This is a genomic window from Polynucleobacter sp. AP-Titi-500A-B4 (assembly GCF_018688095.1).
Lineage (GTDB): Bacteria > Pseudomonadota > Gammaproteobacteria > Burkholderiales > Burkholderiaceae > Polynucleobacter.
In genome coordinates this window covers 629694-651861 of sequence record NZ_CP061311.1, presented here as the reverse complement: position 1 = coordinate 651861, position 22168 = coordinate 629694, and the positions used below count along the sequence as shown (strand labels likewise).

The following is a 22168-nucleotide window of genomic DNA, read 5'->3' as shown; positions in this document are numbered from 1 at the left end:
TACTAGATAGAGACAGCATGAGCATTTCTACAAAAAATTATTCCTTTGTACGCAATAAACTTTTAAATAAAGAAGAAATTGCTCTTTTAGATGTTCGCGAAGAAGATCCTCATGCACGTGAGCATCCTCTGTTTGCTGCCAACCTTCCCCTCTCTCGTATTGAGATAGACGCTTACGCAAAACTTCCAAAGAAAAATACTCCGATTGTGACGTTGGATGATGGCGAAGGTTATGCTGGATTAGCAGCCGAGCGCTTAATCTCTTTAGGCTTTAGCGATGTATCTGTTTTTGAGGGTGGCGTCCAAGGATGGAAGGCTGCAGGCGGCGAAGTATTTAAGGATGTCAACGTACCTAGCAAGTCTTTTGGAGAGCTAGTGGAATCGAAGCGTCATACTCCATCCCTATCGGCGCAGGAAGTAAAACAGCTGATTGATAACAAAGAAGATGTTGTCGTAGTGGATGTCCGTCGCTTTGATGAATACAACACGATGAGTATTCCGACTGGAATTAGTGTTCCTGGCGCTGAGTTAGTTCTGCGTTTACCAGAACTGGCTCCCAACCCCAAAACCAAAGTGATTGTAAATTGTGCTGGTAGAACTCGCAGCATCATTGGCACACAATCTCTGATTAATGCTGGCATCCCTAATGAGGTTAACGCCTTACGTAATGGCACGATTGGCTGGACCCTGGCAGGACAGGAGTTGGATAAAGGTCAAACCCGTAAATTTAAAGACGTGAGTGAAGACACAACCAGCGAAGCGGCACAAAGAGCACGTAGTGTTGCCGATCGCGCAGGCGTGAAACGGGCAACGCTAGCCGATGTCAGCAAATGGAAGTCACAGAGCGAGCGCACGACTTACTTTTTTGATACGCGCACCCCAGAAGAGTATGAAGCTGGTCATCTATCAGGATTTCGCTCAGTACCTGGTGGCCAACTCGTTCAAGAAACAGAAATGGTTGCACCAGTTCGTGGTGCAAGGATTGTCTTAGTTGACCCGAGCGGTGGCAGCGTCCGAGCCAATATGCCAGCATCCTGGTTGGCACAAATGGCTTGGGACGTTTATGTTCTTGATGGCATCAAATCTGCAGACCTCGCGGAGCAAGGTGCATGGAAAGCACCCTTACCAAGTCTTCCCTCAGTAGATAGTGTTGATGCCATCACCCTATCGAACTGGCTGAAGTCAGATAGCAATACGATTGCAGTGGATTTCAGTACACATGCCAATTATGTGAAAGGTCATATTCCAGGCAGTTGGTATGCCCTACGCTCTCAATTAAAAGATGCTATTCAAAACATTCCTCAGGTGGATCGCTATGTACTCACTAGCTCCCCTGCAGAGTTAAGCGTATTTATTGCGCAAGAATTCCAAGCGCTGATTAAGGCAGAAGTATTCGTTCTTGAAGGCGGTAATGCTGCCTGGAGTAATGCTGGCTTAGCACTAGAGAAAGGCCCTAGCCATCTAGCATCCCCTCCATTGGATCGCTATAAACGCCCCTATGAAGGCACGAGTGTAGATCCTGCAGCAATGCAGGCCTACCTCGATTGGGAGTTTGGCTTAGTGGAACAACTGGGCAAAGACGGAACCCATCACTTCTGGGTTCTTTAATCTTTCTAAACTACCTTGATCACAAGATCAGGGAGTCGGTCAATCGTGCAGCGGATAACATCACCCTTCACGACTGGACCGACATTTTCAGGAGTACCTGAATAAATAATGTCCCCAGGGAAGAGTTCATTAGCCTCAGATAACTTTGCTATCTGCTCCGCTACGGACCAAATCATTTGACTCAGGTCAGCACTTTGCTTAGTCACACCATTGACAGAGAGTGCAATTTTTCCATTTGGAAAATGCCCAATTTGGGCTACAGGAAAAATCGGCCCGATAGGCGCGGAGTGATCAAAAGACTTACCAATCTCCCAAGGCTTTTTCTGGTCGCCCATAAAACGCTGCAGATCTCGTCTGGTCATATCCAAGCCTAGTGCATAACCATAGACGTGCTCTAGCGCTTTTTCGACAGGAATATTTTTTCCACCTTTACCAATCGCAGCTACCAGCTCAACTTCATAGTGATAGTTTTTGGTCAGTGTCGGGTACGGATGATCCACAATTTTGTTAGGCGCTACAAATTGAATTGCGTCCGTCGGCTTTTGAAAAAAGAATGGTGGCTCACGAGTCGGGTCAGAACCCATCTCTCTAGCATGAGCTGCATAATTTCTACCGATGCAATAAATTCGTCTTACCGGAAATTCTTCTGCGCTTCCAGCAATGGGGATATAAGTTTGTCCAACTACAAAAGGCGTCTTCATAGTGGCCGCCTGGCTCTGGCCTGAAACGGTGGCTGATGTTAAAGCAGCTGCGCCAAGACTAAGTTTGAGGGCCTTACGACGGCTCATATTTTTACTGGAATTCATTTTGTCTCCGCTATCCAATCGATTTGCTAATCTTAATACTAATTTAAAGCGTGAATGAAGTCATAAATCAGGGTAAGCTAAGCCTCATGAACCCATGCAATAAAGTCCTGCCTATCGCCCTTTTGTTAAGCGCATTGTCAATCCTGGGTGGATGCGAAAGGGATACTTACACCACTTGGAACTGCCGTTCAGCAAGCGAAACTAAAATCTCCATGGTTCTGCGCAAGGCGCAAATGGAATTTCAGGGAGCTAAGTTCGATTTCTGCGGCAGTCTTGGCAATCAAAGTTATTTTGATCAAAAATGCCCCGCTCAAACCAGTCAATCCGGAATAGTATTCACACCCTCTTCTGGAGCGCTAGTTATGAATGGGCAAGAGTATCAGTGCACTGCTTTATAAGTCATAGAGTCCATGAATAAGCTCAGCCCTAAGAAATTACTACTCACTAAATGGACTGCTGTAAAACCCATTGCAAAGCAGAAACATTTTCTAGTTAGCAAGGTTATTCTTCCCGAGTCACCAAATGAAGTGATCGAGTTCGTAGAGATCGAGGCCGTTTATAGCAAGAAAACTACTCTGATTGCTTGGCGTGATCTCACCAATAGCGAGCTTTGGCTACAAGGCTGGAAATAAAAAACCGCCTCAGTACTGCAAGGCGGTTTTCGTAGAGGACGATTTCACTCATTCGCCCTTCTTTTTGCTTCCCGAAGTTTTCTTCACCATATCATCAATATTTTTTTCTGCCGTCTCAGCAACCTGATTCACAATGCGGCGACCTTCTTTAAACATGTTCTGACCAGTTGTGGACATCTCATGCACTACCTTAGATAACTTATCAGCATGTGCTGGCAATTTATTTTCGGCGTCCTCAAGCCAACTGACTAAAGAACTGCGAACTTTTTCCAGATGCTTTTCAGTTTCATCAGCAGCACCTTCGCCCAAATCCTTTAGAACTGACTTAACCTTCTTTTGATAAGCGGCAGCACGTTTAGCTGCTTCTTTCGCTGCTTCTTCTTGCAAATCCTTCAACTTCGCTAAATCATTTTTAGCGGCAGATTTAGCGCTATCCAAGGCATTCTTCATGCCCCACTCAATTTCAGCCATATGGTGATCACTCAACTTCTTCGCAGCCTCTAACAAGGTGTGCGAGTAGTCGAAAAGCTCTTTTGCTTTTTCACGTTGCCACTTTTGCAAATCTTTTGCATCCATTTTTAAGCTCCTATCCATTAGGGGTTAGACAAATCTCTTACTTCCACTCTATACCGAAATTAGCCTACTGCCAATTACCGCCAATATCCCACTAATTTAAGGCATTAAAATGACAATATGACGTCAAGACAAAGCATTTACGAGGCTATTGGGGGCATCGACAAAGTCGATGAATTGGTAGACCGTTTCTACGACCTTATGGCGCTAGAACCTCAGTTTGCTGAGCTACGAGCGATGCATCCTCAAGATCTGGCGACCTCCCGCGAGAAACTCAAATTCTTCCTCACTGGCTGGATGGGTGGACCCGATGTTTACTCGCCTAAATATGGACACCCTATGCTGCGTGCTCGCCACTTACCTTTTAAGATTGGTCTACAAGAGCGCAACCAATGGCTTGCTTGCATGTACCGCGCACTTGAAGAGTGCGGTATTGAGGGCAGCATCGCCAAGCAGCTTGAAGAATCTCTCTTTAATACTGCAGACTGGATGAGAAATCAGCCTAACTAATTTCAGTCAAGCTTGGCACCCGCTTGTTTTACGGCTTTAGCCCAACGTGGCATTTCTGCAGTCAGGTACTTAGTGAATTGATCGGCATTGAGATAAGCAGGGTCAGCGCCCTGTTCAATCATTTTTTTCTGAATCTCGGGTGACTCTAAAGTTTCTTTAAATGCTTGACTCAATTTATTGGTGACATCTGGTGGCGTACCTTTAGGCGCAAGAATCCCATAAAAGCCCACCACCTCGAGGTTAGCAACTCCCGTTTCCAGCACGGTCGGCGTATTCGGTAAAGCAGGGTTTCGCTTTGCACTGGTGACAGCCAGCGCTTTCACTTTGCCTTGCTTGGCATAGTTAGCTGCTTGAGGTACGGACTCTGCCATAAATTGCACATGCCCAGCTATTAAGTCAGTAAATGCTGGGGCGCTCCCTTTGAAAGGTATGTGCACCATAAATATTCCCGTCTCACTTTTAAGCATCTCTGGGACTAAATGAGAAATCCCACCATTACCTGCTGAACCATAATTCAGCTTTCCAGGATTAGCTTTGGCATATGCCACAAATTCTTTTAAGGTATTTGCACTGACATCTTTATTTACAATCAACGCAAGTGGTTGCTGTGCAGTTCTGGCAATTGGCTGAAAATCTTTTAAAGTGTCGTATGGGGACTTTGTGTAAATCGCTGGATTAATCACCATTGTTCCGGTGTTTGCTAATAGAACGGTATAGCCATCTGCTGGTGATTGCATGACAAATTGCGCACCAACGGCACCACCCGCACCCGCTTTGTAATCCACAATGACTGGCTGCCCTAGTACAGATTGCAACTTATCGCTCAGTAGTCGTATATGCGCGTCTAAAGGACCTCCCGCCGGAAATCCAATAATGATCTTGATGGGCTTATCAGGATAGGCTGCCCACACCACTCCAGAAGAGAGTCCTAGGGCAATACTCAATAACAATATCCTGATAGTTTGTGCGGGCTTAAACATATATGGGTTCATTTGTCTAACTTAGATACACTTTACCTTAATGTCATCTCGTCGAAATATCCCATGATCGAAAGTAGCTTGCAATTATTAAGCGACCCAAATGCTTGGATCGCTTTTTTAACACTGTCTGCCCTAGAAATAGTTCTCGGCATAGACAACATCATTTTTATTAGCGTCATTGCTAACCGACTACCAATAGAAATTCGGGAGAAAGTACGCCGCTTTGGTTTATTTTTCGCCTTAGCTACCCGTATCTTGTTATTGCTCAGTTTGTCATGGGTCATGGGTTTAACTACCCCACTCTTCACTTTTTTAGAGCATGCGATTAGCGGCCGAGATCTCATCTTGCTACTCGGTGGATTCTTTTTAATCTGGAAAGCCTCAAAAGAAATTTATGTTGAGGTAGAGGTAGGTGAGCACGAGGCGCAGATGGAGAGCACAAATAATGAAGCCATCAAGAAATCCATTCCTTCTTTATTTATTGGCTCTGTGATTCAGATCGGCTTACTCGATATTATCTTCTCGCTTGATAGCGTGATTACTGCCGTAGGTATGGTGGATCAGATTAGCGTCATGATCGCTGCTGTAATCGCTTCCATTTTGATCATGCTCATTGCAGCAAAGCCGATTGGTGACTTTGTTCAGCGCCATCCTTCCATTAAGGTATTGGCCCTCTCCTTCTTAACGGTAGTAGGCGTGGTCCTGATTGCAGAAGGCATGGGTGTCCACATCCCTAAAGGATACGTTTATGTCGCGATGGCTTTTTCTCTCACGGTAGAGCTATTAAATATTCGCTCACGTGAAAAGAAGAAACATCAATAAAACACTTGAAGTTATATCAGCCTGATTTATAAGGCTTGAGCGCAGGCATAACCGCTGGCCCAGGCCCATTGAAAATTATGGCCGCCCAAATGCCCAGTAACATCTACGCACTCTCCAATGAAATATAGGCTGGGATGTTTGCGTGACATCATGGTTTGACCATCCAACTCTTTTGTATTTACACCGCCTAGCATTACCTCGGCTTTTTTCCACCCCAAGGTTCCAGCAGGTTTTACAGTCCAATTTGTAATGAGCTCTTTGAGGGCTTGACGATCTTTCTTAGATACTTCCGCCCATTTGCGCCCCATGAGATTTTTTTGTTCCGCAAAAGCTTTGGCTAAACGTTGAGGGAGAACAGAGGCTAGTATCGTTTCAGTTAACTTGAGGCGATTGTCTTCATTGTTAAATAATTCATCACAGTTAAAGCCGCCAGGAAGTTCAATCGCACCTAACCAATCAATATGAATGGGCTCACCTTCAACCCAATAACTACTGGCTTGGAGGACTGCAGGGCCAGATAAGCCTTTATGGGTCAGCAAGAGATCTTCGTTAAAGCGGCAAGCGCCATAGCGATGCCCTTTAGAGCCAGACGCGATGCGCACGGGAACACTCAAGCCTGCTAGTTCATTCAGATTGCCAAAGGTCTCAGCAGTAAATGACAGCGGTACAAGCGCGGGACGAGGATCAACCACCTCCAAGCCAAACTGTTTTGCAATATCAAGAGAATAGGCAGTTGCACCGATAGCAGGCACTGGTAATCCACCAGTCGCCATCACCACGGATTGGGTTTTCTCAATCCCTTCGCTAGTATGAATTGTCCAATGTGTACCCTCTTGTGTAATCGTCTGCACTGAGACTGGATTGCGTATCGTGACTTTACCTTTAGCGCACTCAGCAAAGAGCATGTCAATAATTTGCTTAGCAGAGTCATCACAAAATAATTGCCCTTGATGCTTCTCGTGATAGTTAATGCCATGGGCACTCACGAGTTTAATAAATTCTTTTGAGGGGTATCTTGCTAATGCACTCTTTACAAAATGCGGATTAAGGGATAGAAAATTTGCTGGACTGCTATGCATATTGGTAAAGTTGCACCGCCCTCCACCACTAATCCGAATCTTCTCTCCGAGAATCGGAGCATGATCCAATACTAGAACCTTTTTACCGAGCTGGCCAGCTACACCAGCACAAAAGAGGCCAGCCGCTCCGCCACCAATGACGATGGCATCCCAAGCTTTACTCATGACTTACTCAAAACGATCAATAATCTCAGAAGAGATATTGAGTTTTTTCATATGAAGCTTAGTGTAGGCCTGCCGGAAATTTTTGGTCATCGAAATCATCACTGAGGCAGTCCATGCAAAAGAGAACATGCCTGAAAAAGCAATAATGATTGCTAGCATTTTCCAGCCCTGCGGAAGAATATCTTCCATAAAGCCCATTGCAGTATAGGTGCTGCCACTAAATAAAATGCTCTGACCCAAACCAGGAATTAACTTGAATGCAAATAGTGCAACGCCCCAAATGAGGATTTCTGCAATGTGCGTGAGAAATAAACAAAAGACGCTGATGTAAAAACAGGCCGCTACTGAAGAATATTTTTTCTCAGCCAAATAGAGAAAGGTTTTGACTTCATAACGCTTAGCTATCTGCAGCAATAAAACCCCATGAAATACCATTACTACCAATAGCATGACCCCACCCAAAAGATATCCAGGCAGGTCTAAGGCTGTAGCAATACTGGTTTGTGCAGGGTTCATAACTCGCTTTAATAGTCTTTAGGCTATTTTACTTTGACATACGAGGCTTAGACTTAGGCTAATTGATACCAGTCCAAAATGATCTTCCAGGCTTCCTGGGCGGTCTCTACAAAATGGATCGCTTTCATATCTGCATCATCGATCACCCCAAACTGCACCATCTCTTTGAAGTTCACCATCTCATTCCAAAAGTCTTTACCTACCAAGATGACCGGAATACCAACCACCTTCTTGGTTTGGATTAAAGTCAGAACTTCAAATAGCTCATCAAAAGATCCAAAGCCCCCTGGGTAGGCAACGATTGCTCTTGCTCGCAACATGAAATGCATCTTACGCAATGCAAAGTAATGGAAGCGAAAACTTAAACCTGGGCTAATGTAAGGATTGGGGTGCTGCTCTCTTGGCAAGCTGATATTGAAACCAATCGTTTGATCGCCCCCCTCAAATGCACCGCGATTGGCTGCCTCCATAATTCCCGGTCCACCACCAGTGCAAATATGCAATTTATTGGAAGCCAGTTTTTGGGTGGCGTTGTAGTTAGCTACCAAAGTACCGAACTCTCTGGCTGACTCGTAATACTGACTATGGTGCAATGCCTTCTTGGCAGCCTCTTTCTCTACTTGTGTCTTGGCATCTTTTACCAATATTTCTGCGCGCTCGCGACTCACAAAGCGAGTAGAACCAAACACGGTAATTGTGTGATCGATACCGTGTTCTTTTAAAAGAATCTCGGGTTTGAGCAATTCCAATTCAAAACGAATACCAATCGTTTCTCGACGAGATAAAAACGCCTCGTCATCAAAAGCAAACTTATAGGAATCGACTGAATCTTCTTCAGCCATTTGGCTTTTATGAAGACTCAGAAACTCAGTGATTGTCTGAGCGTTATTAATGGGGAGCTTGGGGCTCATCTTGCGACCTTAAAACATCTATTTGTTTTCATCTTACCCTTAATACCAAAGCACTCAGTATTAATACCTAGTTTTAGTAGAAGAATTGGGCACTAGGGCTTGCGAGGATTTACTGGGGACATAAGTAGGGTTAATATTGGTCTAATTTCAACAAAACTGAAGGAAAACCCATGAGCAACCGTTCAATCATCATTATGGTACTAGTATTAGTTGGTGCCACAGCCTACTTACTCCTCAAGGGCGACGGCAACATTGATATGGGCGGTGAAAAGCATGGCGCTGAAGCAACTCATGTTGAAGAAGCCAAGAAAGATGCCCCTGCAGCAGCTCCAGCTGCACCAGCAGCAGCCCCTGCGGCTGACGCGAAGAAGTAATTCTTCATTAGCACATGAAACCGCGGCTCGCCGCGGTTTTTTTATCCTCAATCAATGAAGAAAATTCTACTCTGTCTCGTAATACTGTGTATTTCACTACCCAGTTATAGCCAACCTTCTCGCTCCATGAAAACGATTGATCCTGCCGTACTCTCTTCTTTTGCGCCAACAGGCACACTACGCGTTGGCATTAATTTAGGTAACCCCGTTTTGGCAAATGAAGATCCCATCACCCATCAACCGCAGGGTGTCACGATTGATATTGCTAACGAGATTGGCAAGCGCATTGGTCTACCCGTGAAACTCATTCCATTTAAAAGTGCGGGCAACACAGTTGATGCCGTTAAGACGGGTGAAATTGATTTGGTGTTTGTGGCGATCGATCCCGTCAGAGGTGCTGATATCAGCTATACGCCAGCGTATATCCAGATTGAAGGCGCTTACATGGTGAAAGCGAGCTCCCCTATTCAAAATAATGAGCAGGTTGATGTGACTGGTAACGAAATCGTCGTTGGCAAAGGTAGCGCCTATGATCTCTACCTCACCCGAGAAATCAAACATGCCACCCTATTGAGAGCAGCAAGTTCTCAAGCAGTAATAGATGATTTCATGTCTGGCAAAGGCAATGTTGCTGCTGGTGTGAAGCAACAGTTAGAGGGTGATGCCAAACGATATGATGGATTGCGGATGTTGCCAGGGCGCTTTATGGTAATCAATCAAGCGATTGGCATTCCAAAAGCAAGACCTCAGTACGAACAAACGACTGCATATTTAAGTGACGTAATTACCCAATTAAAGCAATCTGGCTTTGTGGCGCAGGCAATGCTGCGTCACAAAATCGAGGGTGCAAAGGTCGCCGAGTAAGCTAGCTCACTAGCAGTCGTAGGTATGCAGGCGCTCAGGAATAATCACATTATTCCAGCCAAGATCTTCGCGGATACATTCTGCAAACACGGCGGCAGATTCTGGTTCTCCATGAACCACAAAGACGGTCTTAGGGGGTGTTTTAAATCCCCTCAACCAATCTAGGAGGCCGGCCTGATCTGCATGAGCTGATAGACCACCAATTGTGTGAACTGAAGCCTTGACTGGCACATCTTCACCAAACAACCTTACTTTTTGAACCTTATCTACAAGACGCCTACCTAGACTTCCGTAGGCCTGAAAGCCAGTAATGATGATGGCATTTTGTGCGCGAGGTAAATTATTGGCTAAGTGATGAACAATTCTGCCAGCATCACACATTCCACTGGCAGAAATAATAATCGCGCCACCCTTAATTTTATTGAGCGCCTTAGACTCCTCAACATCTGCGATAAAGCGCAAATCAACAGCGCCAGGATTATTTTTATACCAGTCAAAAGTGGATTGAGTTTGAGAATCTAATTGTGCAAAGTAGCGCTCCGTTAAATGCGTCGCTGCAGTTGCCATAGGCGAGTCAACCCAGATGGCTAAATGCGGTAAACGCCCCCTTCTCACTAAGTCAATGAGCAAGAAAATAATTTCTTGTGTGCGGCCTACGGCAAATGCAGGAATAACGACATTGCCCTGTCCACTCATCGTCGTACCAATCACTTCGACAAGCTCATCCTCTGTATCACTAAGGCTACGGTGTAAGCGATCTCCGTAAGTAGACTCGACCACAATGACGTCCGCTTGCGCAATGAGATCGGGATCAGGCATCAGCACTTTTCCCTTCATGCCAATATCCCCAGAAAATACACAGCGCTTTTTCTGGGCACCATCTTCTTGAATATCTATGACCGCAATAGCAGATCCCAGAATGTGGCCAGCATTACGAAATTCCAATGTCAGTCCAGGGGCAAGCTCAAGAATCTGGTCATAGTTTAAGGGCTCAAATTGAGCCAAGGTCATCTCTACTTCTTCTTTGGAATAGAGCGCGACTGGCATCTCGCCATGCCACTTACCTTGTTTTACTTTGCGTTCTGCGCGCTCAAGATCGGCGAACTGTAAATGTGCACTATCAGGCAACAGAATCTTGAGCAGTTCATAGCTTGCTTTAGTGCAATAAATCGGACCCGTAAATCCTTGAGCGCATAGACGTGGCAAGAGCCCACTATGATCTATATGGGCATGCGTGAGCACGACAAACTCCAAGTCCTTAGGATTGATAGGGAGTGGCTCAAGGTTCTTATTAGTAGCCTCGCGACCACCTTGAAACATTCCATAATCCACCATGAAATGTCGGACTCTTCCAGCCAAACTCACCTCTACCGCATGTCGTGATCCGGTCACCTCACCTGCAGCACCTAGAAATTGAATCTTCATACTCTCAGCATACTCTCTCTTAAAATGACTTCAAGCTCCATCAATTCAGAGCGATACTATTGTGATGACTTCGTTACCTATCAAGCTAGATACTTTTAACTTAGTGAGCCGCCTAAAGCGTGAGCCTGCCGAGCACAAGGGCAATGCTGGCAAAGCATTGTTGATTGGTGGTGCACCAGGAATGGCTGGCGCTCTTCTGCTTGCCGGTAATGCCTGCCTCCATCTCGGTGCTGGCTGGACTATTTTAGAAATTCTTGATCTAGCCTCTGCTCATGCAGATAAGGAGCATCCTGAGCTAATGATTCGCTTGGCAAATCATCAAGCTAGGGAGGCATTACATCAAACTCAGCCAGATGTGATTGCCATTGGACCCGGTCTTGGTAATTCTGCCTTGGCGATTGAATGGCTTAAAGCCTGTCTTGCTTACCCCAAGATTCCATTAGTACTAGATGCGGATGCGCTAAATCTCATTGCAGATTCAGAGGAGTTATTGAAGGCATTACAGAAACGCAATCAAGAATTTCCTAATCAAAGCGTACTCACACCACATCCAGGTGAAGCAGCCAAGCTGTTGAAGTCCTCAACTGAGCTGATTCAAGCAGACCGTTTGCATTCGTTACATCAATTAATTGAACTCACTGGGTCAATTATTGTGCTCAAAGGCCAACATACATTAATAGCAGGACTCCAACACTCTGCGGTGCAATGCGAAGCAGGCAATCCCGGCATGGGAACAGGTGGCATGGGTGATGTGTTGACTGGCAGCATTACAGCCATTGCCGCACAAGGCGTACGTCACAGCTTGGATCTTTGGGACTCTAGTTGCATTGCCGTTCAACTCCATGCTTGCGCTGCAGATAGCCTAGTCCAAAAAGGTGTTGGCCCAATTGGACTAACCCCTTCTGAGACCATTCTCGAGATGAGAAGCCTCCTCAATAAGCTGTTATAAAACGGTATGCAATCCTCTAGCGCAGCACATCAACACCGGCGTTACCTCTACGGCATTCTGATGGCAGGCATCGGCGCAATGCTCTTTTCTGGCAAAGCGGTTTTAGTCAAACTAGCCTTTGGCTATGGCGCTAATGCTGAAACTCTATTGGCCTTGCGCATGTTGATGGCACTGCCCCTTTTCTGGAGTGTCTACTGGTGGGAGTCCCGCAGAAAACCGATGAACCCTATCACCTGGCTTGATCGTGGCAAATTATTCTTCCTTGGTTTCTTGGGATATTTTTTGTCGAGCTATATTGATTTCTTGGGATTGCAATATATCTCAGTTGGATTAGAGCGCATTGTTCTCTATCTCACCCCAACTATTGTTCTACTCATTTCATACTTTGCCCTCAATAAAAGTATTTCACGATTACAGTGGTATGCCCTTGTCGTGGGATACCTCGGCGTCTTCGCAGTATTTATTCAAGATGCTAGCTCGACTGGTATTCATGCTTGGCTTGGCATGCTGTTAGTCTTTGGTAGTGCGTGTAGCTATGCCGTCTACATGATTGGCTCTGGAGAGATGGTTAAACGTATTGGTAGCGTGCGCCTAGTGGTCTATGCCAGTTCAGCCTCAGCGGTACTCAGCATCATTCAATCTACGCTGTATAACCCCAGCGCTGTTTTTGAGCAGACCACGCAAGTCTATTGGCTCAGCCTGCTCAATGCGAGTTTATGCACAGTCATTCCGATGCTATTAATCATGATTGCCATCAATCGCATTGGCTCGCCGCTGGTTGCACAAGCTGGCATCTTAGGGCCAGTCTCCACTATTTTCTTAGGTTATTTTGTTTTATCAGAACCCATTACCTGGATGCAAATTGGCGGCATGACCCTCGTAATTGCTGCGATGTGGTTATTGGTGCGCAACGATGCCCCAAGAAAAAAGTCACCGGATTCTAAAAAATCGGGTGACTTTGATGAGGTCGAACCCCTTAACTAAGGGGTAAGGGGTCTTCAACCTATTTAAAATTATTGAGCTGCTGGCGCTGCTGCTGGTGAAGCGGCTTTTGCTTTTTTCTTAGACTTCTTCTTGGATTTTTTCTCAGCTTTCTTTTCTTTTTTCGCTTGTTTCTTTGCAGTTTTAGCGGCAGCCTGATCGGCTGGTGCTGGAGCAGCGGCTGGTGCAGGATCTGCTGCCATCACACTAATTGGCGATAAACCAATTGCTGCTGATACAAGGGCTATCAAACTGATGCGGGTGAAATGAGAAATCATGCAACTCTCCAAGAAGGTTTGTGGATAATTTAATAATACTCAAAAATCTGAGATAAATGATTCATTTTTAGAAGGTGCTCCATGAATGCTTTCCCTAGCGATATCTTTACCGAACCTCAAGGGTACTCCGTGGATACCCTCAATAATCTTGGCCCACTCACAGGGATGGCAGGAATTTGGGAAGGCATTCGCGGTCTAGATGTCAAACCCAAAGCAGATGGACCGCGTAAGCAAGCTTTTGTAGAGCGTATCGAACTCCAACCTATTGACCCCCAAACCAATGGGCCCCAACTCTTCTATGGCCTGAGATATCACACTCATATCACCAAGCCAGACCAAGTCAAAACCTATCATGATCAAGTTGGTTATTGGTTGTGGGAGTCTGCAACCGGTAATATCATCCACACCCTCTCCATTCCGCGTGGCATGATTACGATGGCTACGGGCAGGTCTACTTCGGATGCGCGGCAATTTGAATTACTCGCCAAAGAAGATGATCGTTGTGCCGGCATCTCCTCTAATCCATTTTTGGACTACGCTTTTAGAACAGTTGAGTTTCGAATCGAAGTAAGCATGCATGACGATGGGACTTGGTCATACGAACAAGACACTGTCTTGAAAATCAAAGATCAGGCAGAGCTATTCCATCATATTGATAACAATACGCTTCATAAAATTGGTGAAGCAACACCCAATCCCCTTGCTCGCTAATAAAAAAGGCCATCATCGGATGGCCTTTTACTTTGCTAAAACTAAATTACGCAGGCTGGGCTTCTGCCTCGGTAATTTTTTCAAGTGCAGCGGCTAAATGACCCACTGTACGATCTACGTTGTTCCATTTTTCCAAACCAAATAAGCCTAGACGGAAGGTGCGGAAGTCTGGTCTTTCGTCACACTGCAGTGGTACGCCAGCAGCAGTTTGTAGTCCAAGAGCAATAAATTTCTTGCCAGATTGAATATCTGGATCCTTGGTATAGCTCACTACAACACCTGGAGCCTCATAGCCCTTTGCTGCAACTGAAGGGTAACCTTTTGAAGCCAGCAATGCACGCACCTTAGTGCCGAGCTCGACTTGTTTTGCTTTAAGGGTAGCAAAGCCAAGTGATTGAGTTTCTTTCATGACATTACGCAAGATCTTAAGCGCATCGGTAGGCATGGTGGTGTGATACACATGTCCACCTTTTTCATATGCCTCCATGATTTGCAGCCACTTTTTTAGGTCCATCGAAAAGCTACTGCTCTGAGTTGAATCAATATGTTTGCGAGCTCTCTCACCTAGGGCAATCAAAGCACAGCATGGTGAACTACTCCAACCTTTTTGTGGCGCAGAAATCAGCACATCTACTTCACATGCTTTCATGTCGACCCACATTGCACCAGAGGCGATGCAGTCCAAAACAAAAATACCATTTACAGAGCGCACTGCCTCACCAATTGCCTTGATGTAATCATCCGGCAAAATAATTCCAGCGGAGGTTTCAACGTGAGGAGCAAATACCACTCCAGGCTTTTCTTTTTTAATGAAAGCTACAACCTCTTCAATCGGTGCTGGTGCAAATACACCTTGCGCAGAATTTTCTAATTGACGACCTTTAATCACAGTGACATCGTCAGAGATATGGTCTAGGTCAAAAATTTGAGTCCAGCGATAGCTAAACCAGCCATTACGCAAAACTAAACACTTTTGCTTATTGGCAAATTGGCGAGCAACCGCTTCCATGCCAAAAGTACCACTACCGGGAACGATCACTGCAGAGCTAGCGTTATATGCATCCTTCAGAACGCTGGAGATATCAACCATCACGCGTTTGAATTCTTCAGACATATGATTCAAAGAGCGGTCGGTGTAAACAACTGAGAACTCTAATAATCCATCTGGATCAACATTGGGAAGTAAGCCTGGCATAGTAATTTCCTAAGGATTTCTGTGATTAGCCCTAAATGATACTGATTTAGGGGGACTTAGGTATGCCCCAGATGAATCTCTTGGACATATACCCCATTCCAGGGGCTATAAAGCTCATTAGTTAGTCGGAGCCCAACTGGAGGGTATTTTTTTGACGCTTCTCAACAGCATTTTTCAGTAATGCTGCAGCGCGGTATATTCCATGAGCAAACTTACCATAAGGCATCGTCAAGAATAGCCCCATCACAAAGCCTAGGTGAACGACTAACCAGATCGACATCGCAACCGTATCTCGATAGATTAATAGACCAAGACCAGAAATACTAATCAGTAAGAGCAGCACAATAAATGCTCTATCCATCGGTTTCTGACTTTCATCACCATGCATTGGGTCTCTTTGAATATTTAAATAGAGCAAACCTATCGGACCGATCACTAACCCTACTCCGCCAAGCGTACCTAAAATCACTGGCAAGCTATCAACAGCATATGGCGCATGCAGCCCCAAGAAATAGTGATACACCGTTGCCACACTCGTTGCAGCAAAGCAAAGCATGAAGCCATAAAAAGTGAAATGGTGAAAACGTTTGCGCCATAAAGAGAAAGCGTCATCAGCGTTATTACAACCCTCGCCATGTCCACCGCCCAAGTACTTCATTGTCAGAACGTCATGCGTTGCTTCAGCGACTGCTGCACCAGAAGCTTTGCCTGATGAAATTTGTCGCCAAAAACGGGTCACTCCAATTGCTAAGGACAGTACCGCAAAGGTAAATACGCTTCCAAATATCCACACTAGGGTGTTATGTGGGAACACAGCATAGAAGTTACCTTCTAAAACACCACCAAAAAATCTGCCATTGAGGGCAAGCGCCAGCAACAAAAATGCCATTATTGAAACTGAGGCACCTAAAGCAACTGCTAAGCCGTTTGTCTTATATAGCTCACCCATCATCTGTGGCCAAGCAAAATGCATATAGGTTTCTTGGCGAACACGAGCCATAGCCATTGGTACATTGACCCCGAAATCATGAGGCGGAGCATATTGGCAAGCATGCAAGCAGGCGCCGCAGTTATGACATAGGTTCGCAAGGTAATGGACATCGGCTGAAGCAAAGTCAATACGCCGAGTCATTGCCGGAAACACTGCACAAAAACCTTCGCAATAACGACAGGCGTTACAGATCTGCATAATGCGGGCAACCTCTTGCTCGGCAGCGGCATTGCTCAATGCGGATGCCTCTTGTATGAGGGACTCAAGCTTTTGCATCAACTAGCTCCCGATGTTGAATGGCAGCTCTAGCAGCACTGACTCCAGCAATACGGCCAAAGACCGTGCCAATAGTCATGCCGATGCCAGCGGTATATCCCTTACCAAGAACATTGCCCGCCATCATCTCTCCAGCAACAAATAAGTTGTCACTAGGCTTGTCATTGAAATACACCGCTGCATCCTGATCTGTCTTTAATCCTAAATAGGTAAAGGTAATGCCTGGTTTAACTGCATAAGCGTAAAACGGGCCAATATCAATTCTTCTAGCCCAATGGGTTTTCGGTGGCACAAGATTGACGGTATGACAATCATCCAAGGCTGTGTGGTCAAAGGTGCCTTCAACACAGGCCGCATTGAAATCATGAATAGTTTTCAGAAAAGTAGCTCGATCTAGATGTAACTTGTCGGCCAACTCTTCTAAGGTATCAGCCTGCTCACCATCAAAAACAGGAGGCATAAAACGGCCTAAGGCTTTTGAGTCAATAATCGAATAGGCAGTCTGACCTGGCTGTTGAGCTACTAGCCTACCCCAGATGGCATAACGCTTAGGCCAAAAATCTTCACCTTCATCATAGAAACGTTTAGCGTTTTTATTGACCATCACGCCAAGGGATACACAATCGATCCTGGTGCAAATGCCACCGTCATATAAGGGGGCGCGGGCATCAATCGCAACCATATGTGCCTGAGTGGGATCCCCGATCGAGTCAGCGCCTGAATCAATCATGTGCCTGAGTAAAGTTCCCATATTGAATCGGGTGCCTCGAATCAAAAAGTTATCTGCTGGGTATTCACCTAACTCATTTTTACCCCAAGCTTCTTTGAGCCAATCTAAATTAGACTCAAAACCTCCAGCAGCAAGTACACAAGCTTTTGCTTCAATGCGTTCGTCACCTATATAAGCAGCTATAAATTTTCCATCTTTCATTTCAATGGAATTTACGGGAGCTTCATAGCGAACCTGTACACCCAATTTTTCAGCGCTGCGGTAATAGGCATTCACTAGAGCTTTACCACCACCCATGAAGAATGCATTCGTGCGAGAAAGATGTAAAGTGCCAGATAGTGGCGCTTGAAAATGGACTCCGTGTCGCATCATCCAGGAGCGACAAGTTGATGATGATCGAATAACTAGACGAGCAAGGCTTTCATTAGTGAGTCCACCAGTGACCTTGAGTAAATCATCCCAATACTCATCTTCGGAATAGGTGCCCAAGAGAACATCCTGAGGTCCATCATGCATTGCTCGTAAATTACGAGTGTGAGAGGAGTTACCACCACGCCACACCTTAGGGGCGGCTTCTAGAAGTAACACGCTAGCGCCCGCTTCCCTGGCCATGAGGGCAGCGCATAGAGCGGCATTGCCGCCACCAATCACCAATACGTCAACCATGGCTCAGCGTTCGATAGAAAAGAAAATACTTTACTGTTTTTTCAGCTTTTTTACCCAGATGCAGATCAAACATTAGCGGATCGCCCTTGGCTGGAGGATACCCAAATCCCAGCCACAATTAAGGTAAAAGCTATCCCATGAAATAACTGTGGAGGCTCCCCCAACATTGCTGCAGACAAGATGGCCGTAAAGAGTGGAATAAAGTTTGCAAAGAAGGCAGCCACTGTAGGCCCAGCACCATTCACACCCATACCCCAACAACGGTAGGCGATCAGCGAAGGTCCAATAGCAACAAATAGGATTAAGGAGCCAGTCCACAGATTGAGATCCAGGTAAGCATGGCCCATTGCAATTTCAAAGCCATCAAAAAATCCAGTCCATAAGAGGCCCACCATTACTTGAGCCATCAAGAAATCTGCCCAAGGCCATTGACGCTCATTGCTAGAACCTGGGCGACTGAGCATCCAACTATAGAAAGCCCACAATATGGTTGCCAACATAATCAATAAATCACCAATTACCAACTCCATCGAGAGTAATGTGTCAATCTCCCCTCGGGTCATCACAATTACAACCCCTAGCAGAGAAATGATGGCGCCGATCAACTGCAGAACATTTGGCTTGGTTTGGTAAAACACTGCACCGATCAACAGCATCCAAATCGGCATGCTGGCACCAATTAAGGTGACATTGATGGCCGTTGATGTTTGCAGAGCTAAATATAGGAGAACGTTATAGCTGCCAACGCCAAACAAGCCTAGAAGCAAAAAGCGTTTCTTGTTTTGCCACAAGGCACTACCCGGCATAAAGACTCTCCAGCCGAGCGGAAATAATAGTAAAGCCGCCAAACCCCAGCGAACCGCACTTAATGTAATGGGTGAAACGCTACCCACCAACAAACGCCCAGCGATTGCATTGCCAGCCCAAAGGGAGGTTGCGATCAATAAGTAAGCAACAGTGGCAAGATTCAGTTTAGGCATTTAATCTTTGGGAAGCGGGCGTCCATTCAAGACCCCCTAGATAGGGTTACCCTAGCATTGTAGAAACAAATCCTCGGTATTGCTAAGATATAGCTTAATTAGATAAGGATTCACCGTGCCAATCATCACCAATATCGAAGACTTGCGGGTTCTTCACCAAAAACGCACCCCCAAGATGTTTTATGACTATGCAGACTCAGGTTCTTGGACTGAATCTACCTACCGCGCTAATGAATCCGATTTTCAGAAGATTAAGTTACGTCAACGTGTAGCGGTCAATATGACCAACCGCACCACCAAGACAACCATGATAGGTCAAGAAGTAGCCATGCCAGTTGCACTGGCACCAACTGGTTTAACTGGTATGCAACATGCTGATGGTGAAATTCTGGCGGCTAAGGCTGCTGAAAAGTTTGGTGTTCCTTTCTGTTTATCCACCATGAGTATCTGCTCAATTGAGGATGTTGCAGAGCGCACCACTAAACCATTTTGGTTTCAACTGTATGTGATGAAAGATCGTGGCTTTATTGAGCGCCTGATTGAACGTGCCAAAGCAGCTAAATGCTCTGCATTGGTATTAACTCTCGATTTACAGATTTTGGGTCAGCGCCATAAAGACTTGAAGAATGGTCTCTCCGCTCCACCTAAGCTCACGATCGCCAATATGATCAATATGGCAACTAAGCCACGCTGGTGCTTGGGTATGGCGATGACGCCTCGTAGAACGTTCCGCAACATCGTCGGTCATGCTACTGGTGTTGGCAATATGTCCTCTCTCTCCTCCTGGACTGCGGAGCAATTTGATCCAGGTCTGAACTGGGGTGATGTGGAGTGGATTAAAAAACTCTGGGGCGGCAAACTCATCATCAAAGGTATCTTGGATGAAGAAGATGCACGTTTAGCAGCGAACTCTGGCGCTGATGCATTAATTGTTTCCAACCATGGCGGCCGTCAACTCGATGGTGCAATTTCCAGCATCAAGGCATTACCCGGGATCGTGGATGCTGTTGGTAACGATATTGAAGTATGGATGGATGGCGGCATACGCTCTGGTCAAGATGTTTTAAAAGCTTGGGCGTTAGGCGCACGCGGCACCATGATTGGTCGACCATTTCTGTATGGCTTAGGTGCCATGGGTGAGGCTGGCGTTACCAAATGTCTTGAATTGATCCACAATGAGCTAGATATCACCATGGCTTTTACTGGTCATCGTGACATTCAAAACGTAACTAAAGATATCTTGTATCCGGGAACTTTTTAAATTTCTTACCTCCTTAATCACCCCGTTTTAGTTTTTGGAATTTCATTCCTGTGTTTTTGCTTGTCTGTATGGTTTGGCAATGCGGTATTAAGTCGCTATCGCACCAAAGACACAGAAACCTCTGAAGACCTTGGCGTTATTCAAACAGCCACACTGACCTTACTAGCACTGATTATTGGCTTTACTTTCTCGATGGCAATTGATCGTCATGACAATCGAGAGACTCTTGAGGAAGGCGAAGCTAACGCGATCGGCACTGAATACCTTAGAGCAGATCTTTTACCTAGCAATGTGTCAGCGAGAACCAAAGACCTTCTCAATCAATATCTAGATCAGCGCATTTTGTTCTACTCAAGACAAAGTAAGGAAAAGATTCAAGAGATTCATCAGAAGACTGACGAACTTCAAAATGCTCTCTGGAATGAAGTACTCCCAGTAGCACGCACCCAACCTACACCCACCATGGCGCTGGTCGTATCAGGCATGAATGATGTATTAAATGCCCAAGGCTATGTTCAAGCTGCTTGGTGGAATCGCATTCCCTATCCCGCCTGGGCACTCATGGCAGCAATTGCTTTGTGCGCAAATATCTTGGTAGGCTTTGGCGCGCGCAATTTTAATAAGAATGTAGGACTCTTCATGATCTTCCCCTTCGTGACTTCTGTGTCCTTCTTTCTAATTGCAGATATTGATAGTCCAAGAGGTGGTGTGATTCGTATTGAGCCACGTAACCTCATTACCCTCAAACAAAATATCAACCCTAAGATGGTCTTATCAAATCCATCTTCCACCAACAACTAAGTTTTTCCAAATAGGCGGCAATTATGAAACGTGTTGTTGATGTGTTTAAGAACCGTGGACGGGAATTGGTTTGGACTTACGTCATACACCTTCAAAATGATGATGAATTTCATCCAGGTCAACTAGATTTTGAAGTTGAGGCCCTCCGTCTATCCCAGCTGGATAAAAGAGGCTCAGCGAGCGAATTGAGCGCCAAAGTTCGACTCAATTAACCCCCTTGCCCCCTGAAATGAGGGGAAATTACCCCTAGGCTTGTTATTGTTAATGAGATTCATTATCATTTATGATGAATCTATACCTATTAGAGCCCTAGAATGTCGAAAACTCGCTATCACCCCATTTCTATCTTCCTACATTGGTTTGTATTTTTACTGGTCATTGCAGCCTTTATTACTATTGAACTCAAGGGGCAATTTCCCAAGGGTAGTGAGGCACGCGACCTCTGTAAATCAATTCATGGTGTCTTTGGGCAGCTCATTTTTTTAGCAATGGCTTTTCGCCTAATGTTCCGTTTTGTTTATGGTGTACCTACGCCAACAAACCCAAAACAGATATTTACCTCTTTAGCCAAAGCCATGCATTGGCTCATGTATGCCCTGCTCTTAATATCCCCGGTCTTTGGTATCCTGTATTTTCAGTATGGCGGTAAAGAAATCCATTTCTTTGGATTGGTATGGCCTCAGCTAGTGACACCCAATCCTGAGATGAAAAAATTCGTAGAAGGCATTCATGAATTTTTAGGGAACTCACTTTACTTCCTCATTGGTATTCATGCTTTAGCAGGCTTATGGCAACATTACATCATTAAGGACGATACACTTCGTCGTATGTTGAATAAAGTTAAAGCGCACGCTTAAGGATTTTAAAGATGAAACCACTCTCTAAAAAAGCCAAGATGGCGGTAGGTTGGACAGTATTAATGACCGTAGTAGGTACGGCCATGCTGCATCAATGGCAATTCTTTGCCATGGGTTGCGCCTCGCTAGCCTTATTACTAGTCGCTAATCATTACGATCTTCTTAAAGATCCTGAAGACAAAAAATAAACCCCGCTTGTTTAGGCGGGGTTTATTATCCTGCTCAGCC

General features: G+C 45.4%; 27 protein-coding genes. 15 read left to right on the top strand and 12 right to left on the bottom strand.

Annotated elements, in window-relative coordinates; translation table 11 throughout:
* The first annotated feature begins 17 nt into the window (after nt 1–17).
* Complete coding sequence (locus tag FD968_RS03440) at nt 18–1607, top strand: rhodanese homology domain-containing protein (protein WP_215367386.1); 1590 nt, start codon at nt 18–20, stop codon at nt 1605–1607.
* Nucleotides 1608–1612: 5 nt separating this feature from the next.
* Here FD968_RS03440 and FD968_RS03435 read toward each other — a convergent pair whose 3' ends face one another.
* Nucleotides 1613–2395 carry a fumarylacetoacetate hydrolase family protein gene (locus tag FD968_RS03435; protein ID WP_215367385.1) on the bottom strand — a complete coding sequence of 261 codons (783 nt, stop codon included), beginning with the start codon at nt 2393–2395 and terminating at the stop codon, nt 1613–1615.
* A 104-nt stretch (nt 2396–2499) separates the two neighbouring features.
* Here FD968_RS03435 and FD968_RS03430 point away from each other — a divergent pair, with 104 nt between their 5' ends.
* Nucleotides 2500–2811 carry a hypothetical protein gene (locus FD968_RS03430; RefSeq protein WP_215367384.1) on the top strand — a complete coding sequence of 104 codons (312 nt, stop codon included), beginning with the start codon at nt 2500–2502 and terminating at the stop codon, nt 2809–2811.
* 12 nt (nt 2812–2823) lie between these two features.
* Nucleotides 2824–3045, top strand: coding sequence for a TIGR02450 family Trp-rich protein (locus FD968_RS03425; protein ID WP_215367383.1), 222 nt, complete (start codon nt 2824–2826; stop codon nt 3043–3045).
* A gap of 48 nt (nt 3046–3093) precedes the next feature.
* Here the strand turns inward: FD968_RS03425 and FD968_RS03420 are convergent, their stop codons facing one another.
* Nucleotides 3094–3621 carry a phasin family protein gene (locus FD968_RS03420; RefSeq protein ID WP_215367382.1) on the bottom strand — a complete coding sequence of 176 codons (528 nt, stop codon included), beginning with the start codon at nt 3619–3621 and terminating at the stop codon, nt 3094–3096.
* Between the two features lie 117 nt (nt 3622–3738).
* Between FD968_RS03420 and FD968_RS03415 the strand changes: the two genes are divergently transcribed.
* Nucleotides 3739–4128, top strand: a complete 390-nt coding sequence (locus FD968_RS03415; RefSeq protein ID WP_215367381.1) for a group II truncated hemoglobin — start codon at nt 3739–3741, stop codon at nt 4126–4128.
* A 2-nt stretch (nt 4129–4130) separates the two neighbouring features.
* On the opposite strand, the gene FD968_RS03410 is transcribed toward FD968_RS03415, so the two are convergent.
* On the bottom strand, nt 4131–5120 hold the full coding sequence (locus FD968_RS03410) for a tripartite tricarboxylate transporter substrate binding protein (protein WP_251367624.1): 990 nt from the start codon (nt 5118–5120) through the stop codon (nt 4131–4133).
* A 51-nt stretch (nt 5121–5171) separates the two neighbouring features.
* Here FD968_RS03410 and FD968_RS03405 point away from each other — a divergent pair, with 51 nt between their 5' ends.
* Complete coding sequence (locus tag FD968_RS03405) at nt 5172–5930, top strand: TerC family protein (protein ID WP_215367380.1); 759 nt, start codon at nt 5172–5174, stop codon at nt 5928–5930.
* Between the two features lie 26 nt (nt 5931–5956).
* Here FD968_RS03405 and FD968_RS03400 read toward each other — a convergent pair whose 3' ends face one another.
* The 3 genes from FD968_RS03400 to FD968_RS03390 are packed head-to-tail and all read right to left on the bottom strand — an operon-like array spanning nt 5957 to nt 8601.
* The gene (locus FD968_RS03400) at nt 5957–7174 is read right to left on the bottom strand and encodes an NAD(P)/FAD-dependent oxidoreductase (protein ID WP_215367379.1); all 1218 of its coding nucleotides are present in this window, start codon (nt 7172–7174) and stop codon (nt 5957–5959) included.
* A gap of 3 nt (nt 7175–7177) precedes the next feature.
* Nucleotides 7178–7690: a hypothetical protein gene (locus tag FD968_RS03395; RefSeq protein WP_215367378.1), complete on the bottom strand. Its 513-nt coding sequence runs from the start codon at nt 7688–7690 to the stop codon at nt 7178–7180.
* A 53-nt stretch (nt 7691–7743) separates the two neighbouring features.
* Complete coding sequence (locus FD968_RS03390; protein ID WP_215367377.1) at nt 7744–8601, bottom strand: LOG family protein; 858 nt, start codon at nt 8599–8601, stop codon at nt 7744–7746.
* A gap of 170 nt (nt 8602–8771) precedes the next feature.
* Here FD968_RS03390 and FD968_RS03385 point away from each other — a divergent pair, with 170 nt between their 5' ends.
* Nucleotides 8772–8975 (top strand): hypothetical protein, encoded by a 204-nt coding sequence (locus FD968_RS03385; RefSeq protein ID WP_215367376.1) that lies wholly within the window; start codon nt 8772–8774, stop codon nt 8973–8975.
* Nucleotides 8976–9101: 126 nt separating this feature from the next.
* On the top strand, nt 9102–9839 hold the full coding sequence (locus tag FD968_RS03380; protein WP_215367375.1) for an ABC transporter substrate-binding protein: 738 nt from the start codon (nt 9102–9104) through the stop codon (nt 9837–9839).
* A 9-nt stretch (nt 9840–9848) separates the two neighbouring features.
* On the opposite strand, the gene FD968_RS03375 is transcribed toward FD968_RS03380, so the two are convergent.
* Complete coding sequence (locus FD968_RS03375) at nt 9849–11264, bottom strand: MBL fold metallo-hydrolase RNA specificity domain-containing protein (protein ID WP_215367374.1); 1416 nt, start codon at nt 11262–11264, stop codon at nt 9849–9851.
* Nucleotides 11265–11328: 64 nt separating this feature from the next.
* On the opposite strand from FD968_RS03375, the gene FD968_RS03370 reads away from it, so the two are divergent.
* Nucleotides 11329–12213 carry an NAD(P)H-hydrate dehydratase gene (locus tag FD968_RS03370; protein WP_215367373.1) on the top strand — a complete coding sequence of 295 codons (885 nt, stop codon included), beginning with the start codon at nt 11329–11331 and terminating at the stop codon, nt 12211–12213.
* Nucleotides 12214–12219: 6 nt separating this feature from the next.
* The gene (locus tag FD968_RS03365) at nt 12220–13197 is read left to right on the top strand and encodes a DMT family transporter (protein ID WP_215367372.1); all 978 of its coding nucleotides are present in this window, start codon (nt 12220–12222) and stop codon (nt 13195–13197) included.
* A 29-nt stretch (nt 13198–13226) separates the two neighbouring features.
* Here FD968_RS03365 and FD968_RS03360 read toward each other — a convergent pair whose 3' ends face one another.
* Nucleotides 13227–13472 carry a protein tyrosine phosphatase gene (locus tag FD968_RS03360; protein ID WP_215367371.1) on the bottom strand — a complete coding sequence of 82 codons (246 nt, stop codon included), beginning with the start codon at nt 13470–13472 and terminating at the stop codon, nt 13227–13229.
* An 81-nt stretch (nt 13473–13553) separates the two neighbouring features.
* On the opposite strand from FD968_RS03360, the gene FD968_RS03355 reads away from it, so the two are divergent.
* A complete protein-coding gene (locus FD968_RS03355; RefSeq protein WP_215367370.1) occupies nt 13554–14183 on the top strand; it encodes an FABP family protein in 630 nt (209 codons plus the stop codon).
* Between the two features lie 46 nt (nt 14184–14229).
* Here FD968_RS03355 and FD968_RS03350 read toward each other — a convergent pair whose 3' ends face one another.
* From FD968_RS03350 to FD968_RS03335, 4 genes are all read right to left on the bottom strand, one after another.
* Complete coding sequence (locus tag FD968_RS03350) at nt 14230–15378, bottom strand: aminotransferase class V-fold PLP-dependent enzyme (protein WP_215367369.1); 1149 nt, start codon at nt 15376–15378, stop codon at nt 14230–14232.
* A 121-nt stretch (nt 15379–15499) separates the two neighbouring features.
* Nucleotides 15500–16645 (bottom strand): tricarballylate utilization 4Fe-4S protein TcuB, encoded by a 1146-nt coding sequence (tcuB, locus tag FD968_RS03345; protein WP_215367368.1) that lies wholly within the window; start codon nt 16643–16645, stop codon nt 15500–15502.
* Nucleotides 16632–18041 (bottom strand): FAD-dependent tricarballylate dehydrogenase TcuA, encoded by a 1410-nt coding sequence (tcuA, locus tag FD968_RS03340; RefSeq protein WP_215367367.1) that lies wholly within the window; start codon nt 18039–18041, stop codon nt 16632–16634. The genes tcuB and tcuA overlap by 14 nt, the downstream gene beginning before the upstream one ends.
* Nucleotides 18042–18106: 65 nt before the next feature.
* A complete protein-coding gene (locus FD968_RS03335) occupies nt 18107–19021 on the bottom strand; it encodes a DMT family transporter (protein WP_215367366.1) in 915 nt (304 codons plus the stop codon).
* 115 nt (nt 19022–19136) lie between these two features.
* Between FD968_RS03335 and FD968_RS03330 the strand changes: the two genes are divergently transcribed.
* The 5 genes from FD968_RS03330 to FD968_RS03310 all read left to right on the top strand — a co-directional run bounded on the left by FD968_RS03330 (nt 19137) and on the right by FD968_RS03310 (nt 22128).
* Entirely contained in the window at nt 19137–20282 is a 1146-nt protein-coding gene (locus tag FD968_RS03330) for an alpha-hydroxy acid oxidase (protein WP_215367365.1), read from the top strand.
* A gap of 60 nt (nt 20283–20342) precedes the next feature.
* A complete protein-coding gene (locus tag FD968_RS03325; RefSeq protein WP_251367623.1) occupies nt 20343–21083 on the top strand; it encodes a hypothetical protein in 741 nt (246 codons plus the stop codon).
* Nucleotides 21084–21106: 23 nt separating this feature from the next.
* Complete coding sequence (locus tag FD968_RS03320) at nt 21107–21295, top strand: hypothetical protein (RefSeq protein ID WP_215367364.1); 189 nt, start codon at nt 21107–21109, stop codon at nt 21293–21295.
* Nucleotides 21296–21397: 102 nt separating this feature from the next.
* Complete coding sequence (locus FD968_RS03315) at nt 21398–21940, top strand: cytochrome b (protein ID WP_215367363.1); 543 nt, start codon at nt 21398–21400, stop codon at nt 21938–21940.
* An 11-nt stretch (nt 21941–21951) separates the two neighbouring features.
* Nucleotides 21952–22128, top strand: a complete 177-nt coding sequence (locus FD968_RS03310; RefSeq protein WP_215367362.1) for a hypothetical protein — start codon at nt 21952–21954, stop codon at nt 22126–22128.
* The last annotated feature ends 40 nt before the right edge of the window (nt 22129–22168 follow it).